The 20,355-nt window shown below is 52.9% G+C and carries 14 protein-coding genes; 2 read left to right on the forward strand and 12 right to left on the reverse strand.

All coding sequences use genetic code 11. The features are described 5' to 3' along the window. Position 1: 1 nt before the first annotated feature. Genes ACWORE_RS08985 through ACWORE_RS09030 form a run of 10 tightly spaced genes read right to left on the reverse strand, consistent with a single transcriptional unit; the run spans position 2 to position 15,699 of the window. On the reverse strand, positions 2–988 hold the full coding sequence (locus ACWORE_RS08985; RefSeq protein WP_296138710.1) for a hypothetical protein: 987 nt from the start codon (positions 986–988) through the stop codon (positions 2–4). Beyond that, positions 981–1,694: a class I SAM-dependent methyltransferase gene (locus tag ACWORE_RS08990; RefSeq protein WP_406605240.1), complete on the reverse strand. Its 714-nt coding sequence runs from the start codon at positions 1,692–1,694 to the stop codon at positions 981–983. The genes ACWORE_RS08985 and ACWORE_RS08990 overlap by 8 nt, the downstream gene beginning before the upstream one ends. Then, complete coding sequence (locus tag ACWORE_RS08995) at positions 1,691–2,476, reverse strand: ABC transporter permease (RefSeq protein ID WP_455303589.1); 786 nt, start codon at positions 2,474–2,476, stop codon at positions 1,691–1,693. The genes ACWORE_RS08990 and ACWORE_RS08995 overlap by 4 nt, the downstream gene beginning before the upstream one ends. Then, positions 2,473–3,237, reverse strand: coding sequence for an ABC transporter permease (locus ACWORE_RS09000; protein WP_455303590.1), 765 nt, complete (start codon positions 3,235–3,237; stop codon positions 2,473–2,475). Before ACWORE_RS09000 ends, ACWORE_RS08995 begins: the two co-directional genes overlap by 4 nt. Beyond that, positions 3,234–4,235: an ATP-binding cassette domain-containing protein gene (locus tag ACWORE_RS09005; protein ID WP_296138721.1), complete on the reverse strand. Its 1,002-nt coding sequence runs from the start codon at positions 4,233–4,235 to the stop codon at positions 3,234–3,236. Before ACWORE_RS09005 ends, ACWORE_RS09000 begins: the two co-directional genes overlap by 4 nt. Further along, the gene (locus ACWORE_RS09010; protein WP_406605244.1) at positions 4,216–5,313 is read right to left on the reverse strand and encodes a saccharopine dehydrogenase family protein; all 1,098 of its coding nucleotides are present in this window, start codon (positions 5,311–5,313) and stop codon (positions 4,216–4,218) included. Before ACWORE_RS09010 ends, ACWORE_RS09005 begins: the two co-directional genes overlap by 20 nt. After that, a complete protein-coding gene (locus ACWORE_RS09015) occupies positions 5,314–11,226 on the reverse strand; it encodes an amino acid adenylation domain-containing protein (protein ID WP_455303591.1) in 5,913 nt (1,970 codons plus the stop codon). Next, positions 11,227–12,933: an AMP-binding protein gene (locus tag ACWORE_RS09020; RefSeq protein WP_455303592.1), complete on the reverse strand. Its 1,707-nt coding sequence runs from the start codon at positions 12,931–12,933 to the stop codon at positions 11,227–11,229. After that, positions 12,891–15,119: an ATP-binding cassette domain-containing protein gene (locus tag ACWORE_RS09025; protein WP_455303593.1), complete on the reverse strand. Its 2,229-nt coding sequence runs from the start codon at positions 15,117–15,119 to the stop codon at positions 12,891–12,893. Before ACWORE_RS09025 ends, ACWORE_RS09020 begins: the two co-directional genes overlap by 43 nt. A gap of 1 nt (position 15,120) precedes the next feature. Further along, the gene (locus ACWORE_RS09030) at positions 15,121–15,699 is read right to left on the reverse strand and encodes an ECF transporter S component (RefSeq protein WP_296138735.1); all 579 of its coding nucleotides are present in this window, start codon (positions 15,697–15,699) and stop codon (positions 15,121–15,123) included. Between the two features lie 641 nt (positions 15,700–16,340). On the opposite strand from ACWORE_RS09030, the gene ACWORE_RS09035 reads away from it, so the two are divergent. Further along, a complete protein-coding gene (locus ACWORE_RS09035; RefSeq protein WP_406605248.1) occupies positions 16,341–17,051 on the forward strand; it encodes a serine protease family protein in 711 nt (236 codons plus the stop codon). Between the two features lie 71 nt (positions 17,052–17,122). On the opposite strand, the gene ACWORE_RS09040 is transcribed toward ACWORE_RS09035, so the two are convergent. After that, a complete protein-coding gene (locus tag ACWORE_RS09040; RefSeq protein WP_455303594.1) occupies positions 17,123–17,926 on the reverse strand; it encodes an esterase/lipase family protein in 804 nt (267 codons plus the stop codon). Positions 17,927–18,033: 107 nt separating this feature from the next. Between ACWORE_RS09040 and ACWORE_RS09045 the strand changes: the two genes are divergently transcribed. Beyond that, complete coding sequence (locus tag ACWORE_RS09045) at positions 18,034–18,885, forward strand: arginase family protein (RefSeq protein WP_296138746.1); 852 nt, start codon at positions 18,034–18,036, stop codon at positions 18,883–18,885. On the opposite strand, the gene ACWORE_RS09050 is transcribed toward ACWORE_RS09045, so the two are convergent. After that, positions 18,865–20,238, reverse strand: a complete 1,374-nt coding sequence (locus tag ACWORE_RS09050) for a M18 family aminopeptidase (protein ID WP_455303595.1) — start codon at positions 20,236–20,238, stop codon at positions 18,865–18,867. The two genes, ACWORE_RS09045 and ACWORE_RS09050, sit on opposite strands and share 21 nt — an antisense overlap. Positions 20,239–20,355: the final 117 nt, after the last annotated feature.

Raw genomic sequence — 20,355 nt, forward strand, 5'->3', positions numbered from 1 at the left:
GCTAACCCTTGCACCGGGCGGCTCCACCACTGGCAGCCAAGTAGGAGCAGATTGTCTCACGCGAGTACTTCCAGTTGCCGTCAACCTTCTTGAACACCAATTCCTTGTCAGTTTCGGGCCACCCATTAGCAGAGTTCACAAAGTGAACCGTCGCTATATCGCCGTCAATAGTCACTGGACCGCGGAAGGACCACTGCCAGTTGTTAGTACGATTCATCTGAACCGACTTTTGTAGCAGCCGGCCAGCAGGAACTGTGGCCACACCGGCGTCCATATTCGCTTTAATCCCTGCGTCAGAAGTATTTGGGTCTATGAGGTAGGTGAACTGAGCGGCAAAGTCATCCACGGTGGGTTCCGCCATGCGGAGAACCAAAACACCATCAACCCACTCTGGACCGGAAGCGTCCGCAGAATCATCTGACCCGCCCTGATCACCACTATCGCCAGGCTGGGAAGAATCTCCTTCTTCTTGAGCTTGGCCTCCACCTGAGGATGATCCTCCAGATCCAGACGACGACCCCGATTTTCCATCATTCTTTTCTCCACCGGCAGCAACGCTTCCACCACTGCCACCAGCAACCGCGCCTTTACCAGACGTCGAATGCGTGGATTTCTTCCCAGCTTTAACAGAACTAGCCGGAACTCGCTTTACTGCTTTCACCGAAGTCCCATTTCCATCGCCCTCATCTGAGACAGCCACGACGTCCGCATTATCCGATCGGTGTGTCACGTAATGCACCGACGCACCCGCCATAACCAGGGCAGAAATGCCCACCATCACGGCACCAGCACCTATCGCTCTACCGAGGCCTCGAGAGAGCAGAGGTCTTTCCTCAGATGCAGGCTCTGGGATGTCCTCGGGCGTGTTCTCAGGAGAATCCTGTTGATCTTGCGGAACTGGCCGGCGGATTTCTTCAGTCCGCGAATCCTCATGTAACGCCGAAAAATCAACGTTCTGGGAACCATTTCCATCGTAGTTTTCACTCATTATCTTTCCTTTCTGATTGGGAAGCCCCATTAGTGGCCACCACTAGCTTGATAAAACCAATTGTTTCCATCCGGACCACGTCATAACCGGTGAGAGAAAGAATTTTTGAGACCTCATCGGGACGAAATATCTTCTGGCCCATCTTCCGCATCACCGCAACGTCGACGCGCTGGTTGTGATCTGGAGGTTCCTCCAACGTTTGGATACACAGCCTTCCGCCGGGGACGAGCAACCCACGAATCCGGCGAAGCATATCCTCGGGCCGGTAGAGTTGATGCAAGCAACCGCATAACCACACCTCGCTGGCGAGCTCATGGCCCGGGAACCCTAAATCCGGTACAGCGAGGTTGGATTTTTCAATATCCTCCACAACGAAGTGCAAGCGCTCCGGGGGAATACCGGCTTGCTTCTGCAATTCCTTCGCACGGTCAATTGCGCGTTTCGACTGGTCAACTCCTACAACGGCGGGGCCAGTCGACCCGTGATGATCGACAATCCGTCGGGAGAACCAACCTGTGCCACATCCGAGGTCGAGAATGGGGCCAGCATCAGTAGGCAACTGTGTAGAACTACTCAGCACACCCCAAACGTCGTCTTGACTAAGTTTCCGGCCACCATATTTGCGGAGAAAGCGAGGGTAGATCAGGTTCTCATAGGCGGCTAAGTACACCTTCAGGCCACCAATACGCTGAGCAACAGAACTCATGCCCCCATCACCCCTTGTTGACGTCGTCGAGACAGAACTACTAACCCGGCTAAACAGACGACGATAATTCCTCCGCACCACAGCACGATGGGGAGTATCGCGTCGCCCGCTAAAGCCTGGGATGCGGCCGTGATTGGTGCGTTGCGGGCAATAGCGGCCAAACCGGATCGATACATCGAGGCTGGTAACAAAGCCGTGTTACTGAACATCATTACCATAATTAAGGGCATGAAGACCACAGACCCTTGCGGAGAAGTGATGGAAAAACCGACGTGGGTTCCAAACGTTCCCCCAGCCAACGACACCAGTACGAAGACAAGGACCGCTCGTAGCGGTGCATCGGCGAAGACCGACGATGAAGTAAACAAATCGGCAACGGCAGTCACCACAATGCACATAACGAAGATCCGGAGAAATTCGGCTATGGCACGAGCCAGCAACACAACTACATATCGAGACGGCATTGTCTGAAGGCGGTCGTGAAAACCATGAAGCCGCTCTTCATAAACCTGACCTGTGCCAGTGACAGCCAAAATGAACGCCCACGAAAAAACCACAAGAATTACCCCGGCATTGGCGTCGAAGTGGCCAGTTAACGATTCCGCTAAGGCACCGAACAATTTCACCATGATGAATAGGTAAGCCAGCGGGGCAATAATCACCATGGTCAAGCTCGAGGGCTCTCGAGACCAGATTCGCATAAGGCGAGTGACGTGGACTCCGAGAGAGCGAACAAATAACGAAGGGCCAGAGCTTACTGCAGGATTAGTAATGGCGATCATGCCTTTCTCCTTCCGACAAGTCGTATCGCAATAACGACGCTGCCCAGGGCTGCTGCGACGACGATCCACAAGGCCGCCTCCCATACCCCAGTGGCCGATATATCCGAAAGATTGGGATCACGAAATACTTCGATAATGGGAGAAAAAGGCATATGGGCGACGACATTCTTCAAATGAGAAGTTAAAGCCCATTGAGGAATAAATGCGGTCGAAAACATCAACAACAGCATTTCTAAAGACTGAATACTCCCCGCTGCTTCAATGGGGTTATTACTCGCGAGAACGAGCCCATTGGCAAAGAGAGTCAAAGCGATAGTCGTGACGAGGAGCCAAAGACTCAGCCAACCCAAGGGCAAAGCCCACGGATCCGAACCCAACAGAGCGGCCACAAGCAAAAGCGTGACGGTTGATCCAGCCATACGCACGACGTCCGTCACCGCGCGCCCAACGATGAATCCCAGCGTCGATCCAGGAAGAATCCGGATGCGATCAATGAAACCCTCTGACGCATCATGTGCCACCACCATCGACGAGGCTGCAGCGGTAAACATCGCGGCTTGGAACAAACATCCAGCTAGAGCAAAGGTGACGTAATCGAAATCCATCGAACTATGCTCTGCCGCATAACCGAATACGGCCCACAAGCAAACCAAGAACAAGGGCGGGACAACAAACATTGAGATAAGCGACGCCGTATTGCGGCGGAGGAGGGTCAAATCTCGGCCAACGAATGAAGCAACGGTTCCCGATAATCGACTCATTGTTCTCCCTCCCCAGGGTGGGTTGTACCCAACCGGAAGAACACGTCGTCAAGCGTCGGCGGAGCAACAGAGATCGACGTGGCGGTTAAACCAGCATCTTCCAAAGCCTCACTAATACGGACGAGTACCTGGGAGGTGTCTTCAACGAGCAGCTGTACCGTCCGCCCCGACACATTTGCTTTGTCAGATAAGGTCGAGGCGAAACGAGACGCTTCATCCTCGCTACTAAACTCAACGACTGCCGTTTCGCCACCTATGCTCCGTCGCATCTCAGAAGGAGATCCACTAGCGACGATCTGGTGTTGATGAAGCAAATATATGGTGTCGGCAAGTTCTTCGGCTTCTTCCAGATACTGCGTTGTCAGAACAACTGTCATTCCGTTGTCACGCAACGTATGAATCAATTGCCATAATTGCTTGCGACTTACCGGGTCCAGTCCCGTAGTGGGCTCATCAAGGAAGAGGAGCTGCGGAACCACGACCAGGGATATAGCAATGTCCAGGCGACGGCGCATGCCACCCGAATAAGTGGACACCGTTCGCCCACCTGCATCAGTCAGATCAAATTGATCCAGCAGCTCAGCGGCCCGCTGGGTGGCAGACTTCTTATTCAAACCACGTAATCGTCCGAAGAAAACGAGGTTCTCTTTTCCGGTCAGATGCTCATCTACCGCGGCATACTGGCCGGTCGTCGCAATACATTGCCGAACGGCATCAATACTTTTTTCAACATCATTACCGAAGACCGTAACTATGCCGGAATCCTTCGTAATAAGCGTCGATAAGATTCGAACCAACGTAGTTTTGCCGGCGCCATTGTGCCCAAGGAAAGCCACGATTGATCCGGACGGCACTGTAAAGCTCACGCCATCAAGAACCCGAACCTCGTCTTCCGCTTTTTTGCCCTTAGCGAAAGATTTATGAAGGTCCGCCACGTCGATCGCCGTCTGGGAGCCTATTTTTTCACTAGCCATGTTGTTATCTTTCTCGATCGACATTGAAGCTCCTCACCTCTTCACCGGCGAGGACTCGCGCTAATACGCGATCGGTAAATTCGGGATCAGTTACCGGATCGATCACTCCAGGGGAAAGATCTCGAGACATCGCTTCTGCAACTGCAGTTGCAGCGAATGCTGCGGTTAAGGCGTACGGCCCTAGGCCCACCAATCGCGCCACCAATTTCTGGTCCTCCCCATAAAAAGTGGTGGTTAATACGGCCGATCTATCCTCCTGGGCGCCAGCTTCAGCTTTACGAGCTTTCTTCGAAGCCATCCGGGCGAAGAAGGAAGCCAGACGCTCTTCCCATCGCTGGGAGGTGAATATTCGGCGCTTACTTAACATGCGAACATCGCTGGCTGTCAGTGCAGCAAACCGAACGCGATATTCATAACTCCGGATCGTCTTAAGTACCAAAGGAATGTAATGAACGTCCGGCGTCTCATAAGCAATGTAGCCATCGTCGGAGGGATGAGGACGCGACCTTTCAATCAATTTTCCTTCGCGTACTGCAATATGCGGCGAACGCAACGTTCGGAACATCGACCTCACGGCCGCGGCACCACTTTCTTGCCCACGACCTATGGATAGTTCGGTAGTCACGTCTGTATCAGCGATGGATACGGGCCACTGCTTTGCAAGGCGGAGCACCACCGCTGTACTCATTCCTGGACTCAGTCCCCAGCCGGTAAGTACACGGACTTCTCTATCTTCAGCCTGACTTTGTTCCTGACGCAGCTGAATTGCCAGTTCGCGGTAGTCATTAACGTCGACGATGTTCGTGCCAGCCGAAAGACATGCCTGATGGAAAGTATCTTCAACAGCTTCAAAGGGCCCTACACAGATAACAGCCCACGTGAAACCACTTAGTAATCGAACAGCTTCCGAAAAATCTGAATCACTATCGTTCAATTCGAGCACATGGTGCTCAGCTTCCGGTCCACCTTTACGCGAGGTGTAATGCGATTCGATGCCGTATCGCTTAAGAATTCTTCTCACCATACGGCCTGTGACTCCGGTGCCACCAATAACAATAACTGGTAGCCGCCCCTGGGAGTTTGGTTTGTTAGGGGAAGACATTTACATCCCCCTCCCTTCAATATAAGAAGCAATTATTTGACCCGTTGCCGACGCTTGCTGCTCCATCACGAATGAATAGTGGTTTCCAATAACCTCGGCACTGCGCACGCTTTTGACGCCATATTTGGACCAATTCCTGCTGTTTTCTGCCTCTCCATCATCGGGGAGGACGAGCAAGGCCTCGTCATATCGGTAACTACGAGGCTGATAAGCGTTACGCGCAGCTACCAAGGTTCGTAGGGTGTTCAGGTCTGTTAAGGTCACCCGATCTCCACTCATACCGAGATCTTCAAGAAGTGTCGGAGAGAGTGAGCGGGCTAATTCCCGTATGGCTTCCGAATTGTGGACATTCTCAATGGCGCACTGAGCTTCGATCCATAGTCCTTCAACACCATCAGAGATAGGTTTCTCTGCCGGGATCCCGAATTCCGGTATGCTTTCGAGAAGCTTTCGCTCAGAGTGCTCGGTGAAATCACCGACATCAACTATGGGGCCCGGGGCCAGGCTGTCGAGTAAAACAAGTGCCTGGCACCGATCACCCAGCTGATGGGAAAGTTCAACGGCAAGGGTTCCGCCAACGCTCCAGCCCGCCACGGCAACACTCGAATGTGGACTGATTCTGTCGCGAATAGCTGCCACATAGTCCGCCGCTAATTCTTCAATGGACAGGTGTTGGGGATATACCGCGAAATGCTCGGCAAAACTTAGTCCCCATATTTCGTAATTTCCGGGTATCGACCGGGCTAGCTGTTGGTAAATATCCACGGTTCCAAAGCCACCGTGAACAAACAAAAGTACTTTGGTCGGGTCGCCCTTCCGTAGGAGACTGAGGCACCGTCGGTGGGGCTGCAGAAGATCGGTTTCATGAACTAGAGCAGCTAAACCACGCTGCGTCGGGGTGTCTAGGGCATCGGCAAGTGCAATATCGTGCCCAGCGATTTCTTCAATACGCTGCACGAGGGAGACAAAACTCAAGGAATCTATCCCGTGCTCAAACAGGTTGTCGTCGATACTGTCGCAACTTATACCAAAGCTTTGTAGTGCCTCACTGACCCGTCGAAGAGCAGTGGCAGAAGGCTGCCCGGCGACTGGGTCCTTATTCGAAGCACCCGACGTGTTTGATGCCGAACCAGAAAGAAGGCACCGCAGTCGACTTGCCTGCGTTTTTTCAAGTCTCGCTACGTCGGGCTGACCCGTAATACAGCTATCAATAGTGCGGCAGTAGACGTCAAAAACGTCCTCTACGAGCTGTTTATCGAGAGCTCCGGAACGGTAGTCCCACGCCAAGGAGATCTCGTTGCCTACTGCAATGACTTGGTTATCGATAAGTACTTGCGGTGTTTGGGATACGGCCCATTCCACAGTTCCCAACACGTTACGATCCGACTCGATCCGTCGATCTGCACTAAATCCACCGCTAGAAGTACTCTTTACAATGCTTTCTGAGCTGTGGGGTAAAGCTGAACTGACATCTGAGTCAAACAGCAGCGATGTAAACACGAACGGAGCGACCGCACTCCCGAAGGACTTCTTCTGACGGGCTATTTCTGCGAGCACCTGTGTACCCGGGTAACGCGCCGTAAGATGGGTCAGGAGAGCGTTTTGCGCTTCCCGTGCGGTATCAGCCAAGTCAGCGATATCAGCATTCTCGAACGGAAGTAACACAACACCGGTGAAATCCCCGATAACATTGTGGTGAGCCCCGATCTCAGGATCACGATTGTATGTGGTGATGTTTAGCCCGACTCTGTTCCCTCGGCTAAAACTCGTCAATGCTGCAGCGTAAGCGGCTAGAAAGAGCGCCGACAGAGAACATCCCAGCTGTGCTGCAGTAACCTGCAATCGATGTACTTCAGAAGCATTAAAACGGCGACTTAACCGCTCCATCGACGGGTCCTCGTCAACCGGCTCGGAGAGCACAAGGGTAGATCCCGCAGGGAATGTCGATATCACCTTGTTATATTCTTCAGACCCTAATAACCGCTGTGGAGTAGTCGTCAGATTTCTCTTTTGTAACTCTATTGCATATTCCTGGAACGTTCCGTTTTGTTCAACAAGAGGTTCTCCTCGGTATGCACGACCGAGATCTTCGATAAAGATTTGTTGACTTGCGCCGTCACCGATCATTAAATCAATGGAGAAAAAGAGACGCGCGTGGTCGTCCGGTAACAGCAACGCTTCGAGTCGGAAAAGTGGCCATTGTTGAGGATCGAACACTTCGTGGCTTAACCGCGCGCGATGTCGGCTAATTTGTTCCTCAATTTGGTCTTCTGTCGCGTGCCGAAGATCTGTCACCGGGATGTTGTAGTAATCAACATCTGCGAGAACACGCTGCCGGTCATCTCCCACCATTACTGCGCGGAGCATAGGATGAGCTCGTATTACCTTGTTAAGGGCAGCTTCGAGACACGCAAGGTCAACGTCGGTGACGCTTTCTAGATAGTAGTGCTCGCCCATTCCACTGTATTGGAATCCAGCACGGCGTCCGATGAGGTAGGCCTGCTGCATTTCTGTGAGAGGGAACGGATCATTCGGACCTATTTCATCCAAATCCTCACGGTGTTCGTCAATGCGCTGGCTGGGTACTTTGGTCCCTTTGGCCACTACTTTTGCAAGGGTAGGCAGAGTAGGTTCGACGATAATGTCTCGGAAACGAGGACGAATTCCAGTTCCTTCCTCTACTTTCCTCAGCATTCGTTGGAAGCCTAGGGAATCGCCGCCAGCTTCAAAAAAGCCCAAAGATTCAGATTCTGATCCGCCTCCGAGTGAGTCAGCCCAAATTTCACGAAGAATCTCAGGAATCGGTTCATCACGGTTGGATTTCGCGCCCAGCAAAGCGTCTCCGCTACTGACTTGGCCTTCTTTAACTTGCTGTTCAAGCCGTCGGTAATCTACTTTGCCGTTGCTCGTTACGGGGAGCTCTGTACGTACTTCAATAACTGTCGGCACCATGTATGTTGGCAAACTCTGACGGAGACGAGTACGTACAGCATCCGCAAGCATCTCGCCATTTCCGGTCGTGCTTTGAACTACCACACAATAAAGCGCCCGAGTGTCTTGGCGAGTGGAAAATACACCAGCCACAGCCCGAGTAACGCCAGCGACCTGCGTCACTGTGGCCTCGATTTCTCCCAATTCGATTCGGTGACCGGCTACCTTAACTTGGCGGTCCCTCCGGCCAAGAAACTCAACATAACCGCTATCCCCCATCACACCCCGGTCACCTGTATCGTAACTACGACCGATATTCGGTAACTCTACAAATGCCGCGGCAGTCCGCTTAAGATCGCCGATGTATCCTCGGGCTAGTCCATTTCCGGAAATCCATATATCTCCCGGAACTCCTAAAGGACAAGGGCGCCGATCAGGACCAAGGACGTGAACACGTTGTCCTCTGAGAGGGTATCCGTAAGGAATTGTTTCGTCGAAGCTATTCTCATCGACTTCTATGCAAATGGACCAAATGCTTGCTTCTGTGGCGCCACCTAGGCTGATGATTCGAGCGTTTGGGAATACACCCCGTGCCCGAGCCACTAAAGTAGCGGGAATCCGATCACCACTGAGCATCACTACTCTCATATCGGGAAAAACGTTGTTTGCCGCAATTCTCAAGAAGAGAAGTTCCAATAAGGCTGGTGCCGTGTTCCACATGGTTGTTTTATCGTTGCGGAGGACTTCGATGATTTCGTCAGCATCCCTTTCATCGCGTACCAAAGACACCGAAGCACCTGTGGCAAAAGCTCCGAATATGTCGTACACCGACAAGTCGAAACCATAGGATGATAACGCGATTAATCGATCTGTCTGGTTAACCTCAAAGCGTTCGGAAATATCTCCAATAGTTCCCACAACACCACGGTGGGTAATTTCTACTCCCTTGGGCTCTCCTGTTGTCCCTGAAGTGAATATGACATAGGCGAGGTCATCTGGATCGAGGACTACCTCTTTCGGATTTGCAGGCAAAGATCGCCAGGTTTCTTCAACCGACGAACATAAAACTGTTACCGCATTACTCCGACGAAGAATAGATTCCTTGCGACGATCAGGTAACTGGCTATCGATAGGTACCCACGCGGCCCCAGCACGCAGTGCTCCTACCATCGCTACGATATCTGCAGGACGACGGGAGTATTCGACTGCTACAAGGTTTCCCTTTGAGCACCCTTCTCGTTGGAGGTAATTAGCCACTTTGCCGGCATTATCCCATAGCTGCTGGTAGGACATTGTCTCGTCGATATCTCGAATTGCAACAGCATCTGGATGCGCTTCACTATTCTCTCGAACGAGATCAATCAAGGTCCTTCTTTCCCATGGCGAAGGACCTGTATTGTTAAAGTCCTGAATTTTCTTAGTCGTTTGTTCATCTACTATAGGCCAGGTTTCATCACCATTGATGACGGCGTGAAAAGCATCCGTCACACAGGAAAACATGGCATTGATGGATGGCCAGTATTCCGGAACGTAATCCCACGAGAGGAGAAGCCCTTTGTCGCTGGGCATCAGCTGAATATCGAGGCATACCTGAGATGTATGGGTATAAATATTGTCAATATCGAATGGATTAGAAACCGACTGACCAGCACCGCCGTTGGCGCCTAGGTAACTCGTGAATACGAAAGGAGCTGTTGCTTTTCCGTCACTTTTACCTTCTTTGAAAAATTCTTGTAGAACTTCAACCCCACTCATCGCCCGGTAGCGGAGTCCCTCAGTCATAGCGTGGTCAATCTGTCGTGCGCATTCTTCCAATGACTGATTTCGGGACGGAAAGGCACCAACGAGAATTGAAGACGTGTAATCGCCCACGCCGGCGCCCTGTGGGCCCCCGGCAAAAGGCCGATCTGTTACGGTGACGTTAAAAGTCACATCCGGCACCGATAACCACCGACAAAGAACTCCTGTGTGGAGGGCAAGTAAGAGAGCATTCAGTGTGATGCCGTACTGCCTAGCACGTTGTTCAGCCGTAGTCACAACATCCGGGCTAAAAAGCGTGGATAACCGTTTGGTGCGCCACGGATGATCTCCAGTAACGCATACCGGAAACTCAGGACGCTGGGGTAAATGATGAGCAACATCCCTCCAGTAGGTGCGTGCCACGGCGCGGTCCTCGGATGACCATCGCGTGGCAAGTCGGGACGCAGCATCCTTCGCCCGTGGTGGGGTCGGTAGGGTGTGACCAGCGAGGCGCTCAGCAAGCTCATCAAGGATGACGTAGAGCGAGCCCGCATCAACAACAACCATTGCTAATACCCACTGGACCTTGGTTCCACCATCAGGTTCAGCAACGACGTGGACATGCACAAGGTGATTACTATGGTGCGCTTTCGCTCCTTCAGCGATCATTGATTCGCGGTCAAGATCCGGAGCGTCCTGGTCCGTGGTCATCTTTGGTCCAAATGACGGATCAGGCTGAAGTGTGCCGGTCATAATGTCGGGCCGGTATCGAAAAATGTCATGTCGACTCAGAACATCGGACACTGCTTTGTACACTTCAGAAGACGGCTGCGAATGATGAGTCTCGAGATAGATTAAGGTTGCTTGTCCACCAAGTTCTAAATCAGGGTCATCCCCCATGAGGTATGCAATCTGCATAGGGTTGAGGGGGATCCCTTCCTCAAGAGTTTGTTGAGTTTCGGGTGGACTTTGAGATTCCGGTGAATTGAGCGCCTTAGCAGATACGACTATGTCAATAAGTTCATCCAAGCTCGTATTCACGTCGAATGACGAGTAATCCAAGGACCGCTTACAACGTTCTTCTATATCCATGATGACTTGAAGAAACGTCAGCGAATGTACAATGGTTTCCCGGAGTGGGGCCGACGAGTTCAGCGGAGCAAAACCACAGTAATTCTCAATCACTGCCACGACATTGGCACGGATCTGTTCCGGGGAAAGAGTACTTTGGGGCGAAGACATCTAGATTGTCGCCTCCAACCTGTGTCGGCAGATCTTCCCATTTGGGGTGGTAGGAAGTTTGTCCACCCAGGCGACATGATGAATGGGTATTGCCAACTGTTGCATAGCAGTCTGTTTCAGACGTGCTGTGCCAGCCTTCTCAGCAAGTCCTTCCTGACGCACACCAAAGACATAAACTGCCTCGGTCTTGGTTTTAGGATCCATTGCACCTAAGACCGCGCATTGAATACCGGTATTCTTTTCAAGCAAAGATTCCAAGTCATTCGAATAATAGTTTTTACCACCTATAAAGATGATGTCTTTCCGTCGACCAACGACATAAAGCTCATCCTTATGGAGAACTCCGATATCACCTGTAGCGAGTGCGCCATCATTGGTGAAAGGTTGATCCTGCACCCCATTGTCCGTTAGGACTTTGCTAGTTACTGAAGGTCCCGAGATATAGATCTCACCAATAACCTCGTTGCCGAGGTCTTGTCCTTCATCGTCACGAATGGACACAGTAATACCCGGAGCTTCATGTCCCACGGAAACGAATGGAGAACCATCAGTCGGTCCAACTTCGGCTAACTTATTCCCCGGAAGAAGCTCAGATCTATTGAGGTAGATCACGTGAAGTGGCTCGTAAATATCCGATACGGATACAAGAAGGCACGCTTCTGAAAGACCATAACCAGCATTAATTGCGTTAGGCCGTAATCCATATTTGTGCAACTCGGATTGAACTTTAGTGGCTAGTTCTGGATCAATGGGTTCTGATCCGCAAAGAATCTTGTGCACGCTCGATAAGTCAATTCCCTCTAATTCACTCTGATGCGTCGTGATGTATCGGAGCAAGTGTCGGAACGCAAAGTTTACGCACGCTGTAACAGTCGGCCGGTAGTTATTTATCGCACGCAACCAGGAAAGGGGATTAGCAACAAAGCTAGCCGTAGGCATCAGTACCTGTGAATAGTTCTGGAGGATTGCGTAGACGTGGAAGCCTAAGAGGGACAAATTATGAGTGAGCGGAAGCCAGGTGAGCATAGAGTTTTTCACCTTGGCAGGACGACGAGGAACAATTGCTTCAAGCCCGCGGACGATCACAGATTCTGTAACGATAATTCCCTTGGGCGACCCTGTAGACCCGGACGAGAACTGGATAATCCTCGTGTCCTCAGCAGAGACGTCAGCCGGGTCGGGTAGAAAAGCCTCTCCACTACCCGCCTGCGACAACGATGCGGGGTCGATAGTGATTTGCTGAATTTCCGGCGTAAACGCGCCGGCATGGTCGCTCAGTACAACGGAGTTATCAAGCAGACCGATAACCCGAACTAGCTTTGCATTATCTTCAGGACTTAGGGCAGGAGGCATCGGAACGGGAATTGCCCCGATCCACAAGGCCGCCCAAAAAGCTGGTACAAGGGCTTTATTGTCGACGATTTGAAGAACGACATGGCTACCTTGGCGCACACCGCGGTTCATCAACGACCCCGCCCATTCCTGGGCAGTGCGACACAGTGCACCATAGGTCAAGGTCGTCTCCCCTGCCGGATCAAGGAAAGTTATCCCTTCTGTTTCTTCATGTGCCCTCTTGATGAGTGTGTCTATGAAGCGCTCACTCATTTCGCCTCCACTCCTGAAGTTTTTGAAATTGCTAGCGTGATTAGTGCTTGAATATGCGGTCATAGCAGAAGCCCCGCAATGACTAAGGGAAGGATGATGCATACAGCGGTGACAATGGTGTCCCGTATTTTCCAAGGAAAAGCCCGAAGATAGGTCCGAGGCCGCGACAGGCCCAGTCCACGCAGCGTAAGGGTGTCGGCCAAACGTCGGGAGAAGTGGATAGCATCCACAAAAATTGGAAATAGCGCTGTAAAGGGAGAAATTAAACGAACTAATCCATTGTGGAATCGACGGCCTGGACGAACTGCGCGCAACTTAGCCGCGTCTCGTGCGATCGGACCTGTGTGCCTAAGGTAACGAGCAATTGCTAGTCCGGAATTGGCAACCGCAGCCCACATTGCTGGCAAACGGAGGCGCTGCGCTGCGGCATTAACAATGTCAGTAGCGTCCGCGATACATCCGGCCACCAACGTCGCGGCACACACCGTACCTAACAACAGACCATGGCTTGCCGCATGTTCCCAGGGACTCTCTCCACCACCCGATGAATAGGCGGTGCCACGTAGTGCCAGTAACCCAAACACCACGGTGACGATCGCGACAATCGCCCATCGCAGAGCAACCCCGGCCACCCGGCGCGGTAACCCCGGGCCTGTTCGTAGCGGGGTGATAATCGTGAGAATTCCAATCGACACCATCAATGCGTACAGACGGCCTGTCGCACCAGGTAAAACGAACGCTAAGGCAATTAGGGCGCCCATAATAGGAAAACAGGTGAGCGGGTTAAGCCCCGCGAATGGCATCGCACGAACGGCCTGCACATCGTGTGCCGACCAGGACGTAGATGTCGATGATGGTAATAACGCAGTTGAGGAAATAGAGCCTTTCCCAGACTCATCGTCTTGCATCCCAGGCCATTGAGCTATGTCGCCTGCCCACACTGACGTTCCGCGGCGTAACACCGTTACTCGGTCTGCCCATGCCCGCACTACTCGTTCATCGTGGCAGGTAAATAGAACTGCGCCACCGGCTTGGGCCCACCCTCCGAGTGCACGTGCTAGAGCAGCTAGTCCCCGCTCATCAAGGTGCGCGGTGGGCTCGTCTAGCAAGAGAAGTGGACGGTTGCTCAGCATGGCACAGGCAACACCAAGCAAGCGCTTCTGACCGCCGGAAAGCTGGTGTGGGGGTTGGTCCGTCGGGAGTTCTGCTATCAAACCGGATACGAGATTATCCAGAGTTTCAGCATCTAATGACCTTGAACTACCGTCACCGGTTTGATCAACGCCACGCAGCCTAGCTCGTCGTAATTCCTCGTCGACAGTAAGCGCTGAGAATTGGTGTTCGGGGTTTTGGAAAGCCCAGTCCACTAAGCCGTCGGGCACCGGTTTGTGACGGAAGGAGCCCGCAATTACTCCGAAAAGGCTGGACTTCCCGGCACCATTGTCGCCGACGAGCGCATGGATTTCTCCAGCCCTCAGGGTAATGCTCGCATCGTGTAACCGAGTTTTACCTGCAGTTCGCAGATGCGCTCCCTGCACGCGTGCCACTACCGCCCCTGGCGTGCGATTCGTATGGGTGACGGGAATGTGAGGGCTCCAAGGTCCCTCTCCAGCGGTGTTACCATCGCGAGCCAGCACTGTGACTGGGTATTTTCCATCCTGGAATGCCGCCGAACCGTGATCAATGACTAAGACCGCTGCATGATTAGATCGCAATTCTGCTGCTGCCGCAGCAACGTCTTGTGCTCCGTCGGGATCAAGGTTGGCAACGGGTTCGTCTAATACGGTGACAGGCGTGGCAGCTGCCAAGGCACAAGCCACAGCGAGCCGTTGTCTTTGTCCACCGGATAGTCGAAATGGCTCTTCGGCCGCTAATGAAGAGAGGCCCACTTTCGCAAGGGCTTCATGAGTCCGCTTCTCAATCTCTTGGGATGCGATCCTGCGGAACTCGAGACCAGATGCCACTTCTTCCGCAACAGTTCGGCACGTAACCTGAGCATCCGGATCTTGTCCTACAGCACTCACAAAATCGGGCCACGATACTCGTTCTCCTTCAGAGACCGCATCATGACCAGCAATAACTGCCGATCCTCGAAATGAAAGCCCAGCATCGGCAGCGGCAAGACCCGTTAAAACCCTCGCCGTTGTGCTTTTGCCACTTCCACACGGACCAGCTAAAACGCGTAGGTCACCGGAATCGACCGTGAGATTGACAGATTCGGGACGCCAGGATGTTCTCCCTTCCCGCCGAACACCTAGAGAATCGACGGCGACCCGTTTGCCCGACACGCTACGCGCTCCGTTCCACAACGCCGGCTGCAACAAGCCTGCGATCCAACCAGAAGCCACCGGCCAGAAACACCACTGAACCGACCGCTGCGATCACTGCGCATATCAAGCACATTCCCGCGCTGGGACCCTGTATCCCGACGGCTTGTGGTGCTAACCAACCAAGGAATGCCGCGACAATGACACTGGACAAGGTGAAAAGCCCGGCGGACCACTGCCGATATCGAGTTACCAAGAATGGCAATTCAACGATGATGCCCTCTAGCAACAGTGTTCCAATGGCAGCGGGACCGAAGGGTGTTGTGACGGCACAGACGATGCCCATGGCGAGACACGCGACGACACTCGCACCGGGCACTCTCACGATGAGAAGGGGTAAGACACATATGAGTGCCCATAATCCTAGGGTGGCGGCGACAAGATAGACGTGAACTGCGCTGGCGGCAAGCTGGAGATAGGAAACAGAAACGGTCACGACGCTACCCGCAATACCGATAGCGACGGCCATCAGAAGATCTCGTGGTGTAGGGCGCGATTTGTGCCCACGCTGCTTATTACGGACGACATTCTGGTCAGCCATGAAGCTCGCCTCGCGTACGTAGGTTGGTTAAGGCGAGCTTATCATAAATGCTAATGAGAAAAAGTTGCGATATCTACCCGCATACGGGGGTATGACCCTAGACTTCAAAAATGTCGCGTGACTCCAGTAGTGAAATAGGGGTGAAACCTTTGAGAATAAACTCCTTGCTACTGTCCAGATGCTACGTGCTTCACCGATTATGCATTAGTAGATCGCATATTTTCTTTTTAATGTCGTTTTACATTCTCTGCGTGAAGTTAAAAGTGAACTCATTGATAATGCATCAAATGCTCTAAGTTTATGGAGTACTCCCTATCCCCTAATCGTTTTACCCAAATCAACAATATCGGTTGAATTCAGAAGATTCGATAATACGTTTTCAATAACTCTAAACATGCTGTTCACAGCGCATCTGAAGCACTTCTCGTACGCGCTTTAGACCGCGTCGTCGGCAAATTCTTACCCAATTAAAAGCAGCAGATGTTTTAAACTACGATTTTCCCACAGACAAATATCACACTCACATTCATTTCACAGAAACGCCGTTTATGGCGTATCCTCATTCATTAGCTGCGAGAAAAACTCCAGCTTCCGACATCGCCAGATTTACATAATCTGCACATCATATTTTTGAGGGGAAAGTGCGCCGTCTACTTCGCGCATCTATTGCCGCATTATCAATCACACTTGCTGCCGTTGGTATGCCCATGGCAGCCAATGAAGCTCACGCCGTTGAGCACCCAACGTACTCGCATCACCCGTGGCCCGACGCCTCAAAGGACTTCAAAACCAAAGGCGTCTTCACTACTCCGAACAACCGCACCATCACCGTTCACCAAGGAGCTACTATTCGCTCCGGTAGCGGCGGAACCTGCAGTATCACGTTGATCGGAGACCGCATCGGATACACCGCAGAACACTGCTCGCACGGTCGCTGGACTCGTGGCACCGAGATTTTCGACCAATCAAACCACCGCATCGGGCGAGTCGCGGCAATGAGCCGTGGTCTCGATGCTGTAAAAATCGACCTTGACCCCTCTGTCCGCGTCGACGGCCGCTGGGAAAAGCGTGACTACAACTCACTCAACGTGGGAGAACCTGTCCACGTCCTCGGACTCGGGCAGCGTTTCAACGAGTCTCGCGTGACCGATCGTCCGCTCATGGGTTGGAACGGTCGCCCGAACACCGTAGCCCTCGTTTCGCCTCTAAACTCCAGGCCCGGTACGTCGGGTGGAGCGATGGTCGATCGCTACAACCGCGTCATCGGAATTAACGTCGGCTACCTGGAGAACTACACCGGGAAATACGGTGCCTACATCCCGTGGAACGTGGTCGATTCAGAACTGCGGTAAACACACGTGCTAGGTGCACCCATGCACCACCACCCCATCTGCACCGGTTTCACGTGAAACGACCGACTAGGTTACAGCCCATCCTGGAAAATCGTGTCCTTCGCCTGGATGGAATCAATCGGCTCGTCGACAAACTCACCAGTGCACGTGCCATTCAACGCGGCAAGTACCGTGGCTGAAACCTCAGACTGCAACGGTTCTATCGAGTGGTGGAAACCACCATTAATTAGTGGCGACGGAGACGCCACCGGCTTCATCCTGCATTGACCGCCATCCAAGCGGCCATCCGCCCACTCATGTTCACCGCGAATCGCGTAATACTCTGTCGGACCAGGAGTATCGTCTCCAGCATTCAACCGGTTCATGTAGTCCGAGCCTGGACACAAATCCTTAGCAGTGCCACCCTGCACACACGCGCCCGGACTCCCATACTGGGGCGACCCAATGGCGATATACCGAGCGATGTCCTCGGTCCCTTCCTGATGCTTCAGATACTCACGGGCACTAATTCCCCCCGCACTGTGCCCGACCAACGAAATTTCTGCATCGGGATTCTCCTCACGGACGCGATTAACCTCGTCGCCAATGAGATGAGCATCAGCGATAACGTCGGTCCCTTTGAGGTCAAGAACGCGAGCGTCATACCCGCCGGCCTCCAGGTTCGACTTCATTTTCCCGTACGGCAACGTGCCCACCGACTGCCCGGGAAGAATAAGGACAACCGGGCGAGAACCCTCACCATGCACGTCGTTCGGCGCGGAAAGAACGTCCGCCGCATCCCCCGCATAAGCGGCTGGCGCAACAAGCACACCACACACTCCAGCACACGAGATTCCAGCAGCCGCGACCGCAGCTTTCATTGTTTTAGGTAGCATGGGCTGAAGTTACCAAGGATTAGTAATTAACTCAACCTAACCTAGACACTACTTCGCCCTAGTTTTTGATTTACGCTAGCCACTAAGCAATAAATATGGAGGACGTCATGAACGCACTTCGGCTCCTATACCCAGATTTTGTTAGCGGTGGACTAGACACTTATTACTTTGGTGCCGAGCTACTGAAGCATGTACTTCCAAAGAATGACAATCAGCCTTGGAAGAAAGTCCCCATCGACCCTCCCTCTCACGGCCAGCAATTACCCACAAAGGACGGCATTTACGGGCTGGAGACCCTGACACAAGGAATTCACTCAGCCCAATCAATCCTGGAAGAAGATCACCCGGACCGGGTCATCACCGTTGGCGGGAGCTGCCTAGTTTCTGTCGCTCCCTTCGATTATCTTCATGGCCTGTACGAAGACATCGGAATCATCTGGATCGATGCTCATCCTGACGTATCCTCGCCGGCTGATGACTATCCCTATGCCCACGCGATGGCATTATCGACTCTCCTCGGTGACGATTCCGTTCCACTGAGCACCGAACTTCGGAATGAACCGTTTCCCGGTGATCATATCCTGTACGTCGGTTTGCAAGATATCTTTGATTACCAACGCACAGTGCTAGAGAACTACAAGGTGCCTTATACGGTTCAGAGTGGCCAATTCTTGCCCACAAAAACTATTTCCGACTTTGCCCGCCAGTTTGACCACCTTGCTGTTCACTTCGACATCGACGTTCTTAACCCACAGAACTTCCATTCCACCTACTTCGCGAACCCCAACCTCACGGGTGACGGGTCCGGGGGCGGTTCGATGACCATGGATCAGCTCCAGACCATCCTGACATCCATCGACTCCGCAGGGTCAATAGATGGGCTCACCATCGCCGAGTACTTACCGTTTGACGAAGAACGTCTTCATACGACCCTCAAATCACTGTCCATATTCCAGTGATTCCATCGTCCAAAAAGCACGTATTGCCTCCGAGAGCGCCCAACAGTCATATTCGTGGCTCATTTCTCGCGTAGAGTGCATCGAGAGCAGCGGGATGCCGACGTCGACCGTGACCATTCCCAGCCTTGTCGCCGTGATCGGCCCGATTGTCGATCCACATGGCATAGCGTTATGTGAAACAAACGCTTGATGCTGGATACCCGCGACCTCACAGGCGCGCTGCCAAATGGCCTCGCCCACGGCGTCGGAAACGTAACGCTGGTTAGCATTAATCTTGACCATCGGCCCGTGCCCCATCATCGGGCGAGTGTCCGGGTCATGACGTTCCGCGTAATTCGGGTGCACAGAATGCCCGGCATCCGACGATATACACACGGAACGAGCCATCATTCGCGCCTCATCGTCGGCGTCATTCCCCAAAGCGACGGCTGTCCGATGCAACACGTCCTCAAGGAAGGGGCCTGCCGCGCCCGATCGCGTTCCCGACCCAACCTCTTCATGGTCATTGGCGACGAAGACCAGAATGCCGTCGCCAGGAATCGAGTCGGTACCCAACTGCTGTAAAACGTGAAACCCCGCGAATACCGATGACAAATTATCCTGACGGCCCGACGCAATAAACTGCGACTGGGCACCAAACGTTGCCGCCTTCTGCGTCGGAACCAGCTTGAGATCCCACCCGAAGATCTCGCGTTTGCTCGATAGACCAGCGGACTCCGCAATGACGTCCATAATGTCGGCGCTATCGTCGTCGACCGTCCATATGGGGTGAATATGCTTCTGGGGGTTGAGCTCTAGACCTTCATTGACCTTGCGGTCTAAGTGGATGGCCAACTGCGGGACACGCGCGATCGGTTTCGTCCGAACCAGATGGACAGCGCCATGTTCGTCGACGACTCGCCCGGCTACACACAGCTCGCGGTCGAGCCACGAATTTAATAAGGCTCCACCGTAGACCTCAACGGCTAACTGCCCCCAGCCGTCGGACGTTGTGGACTGTGGCGTCGGTTTGAGTGTGAGTGCCGGGGAATCCGTGTGGGCACCGATAATGCGGTACGCGGGGTGACGACCGCCGTCGTTTTTGTTTTTCGCGTTATTCTTTCCGACGCTTTCGCGTTCCGCAGTGCTAGCCGACGTAGTCTGCGGTGGAATGACATAAGCGATCATCGCACCGTCACGAACGACGTAATGTCCCCCAGGTCTAACATCCCACGGGTCGGGTTCCTTCTGAGGGTGGAATCCCGCCTGACGGAGTTCGTCGGCCATTACCGCAACCGCGTGGTAGCTCGTCGGCGATTGATCTATGAAATTCATGTAGGCGTTGATGTACTGGTCTGAGTGGGATGAAGACATATAACGATCATAAGCCCGGGGGTAACGACGCGCGCTAAACGCGTAGGTTCATCTGTGCAGCCGAGGTTGACCTCCCCTTTTAGTGCGATGCCACAACTTGACGGTTTTTTGGCTAGT

It is taken from the genome of Corynebacterium sp. c7Ub_26, assembly GCF_053760365.1.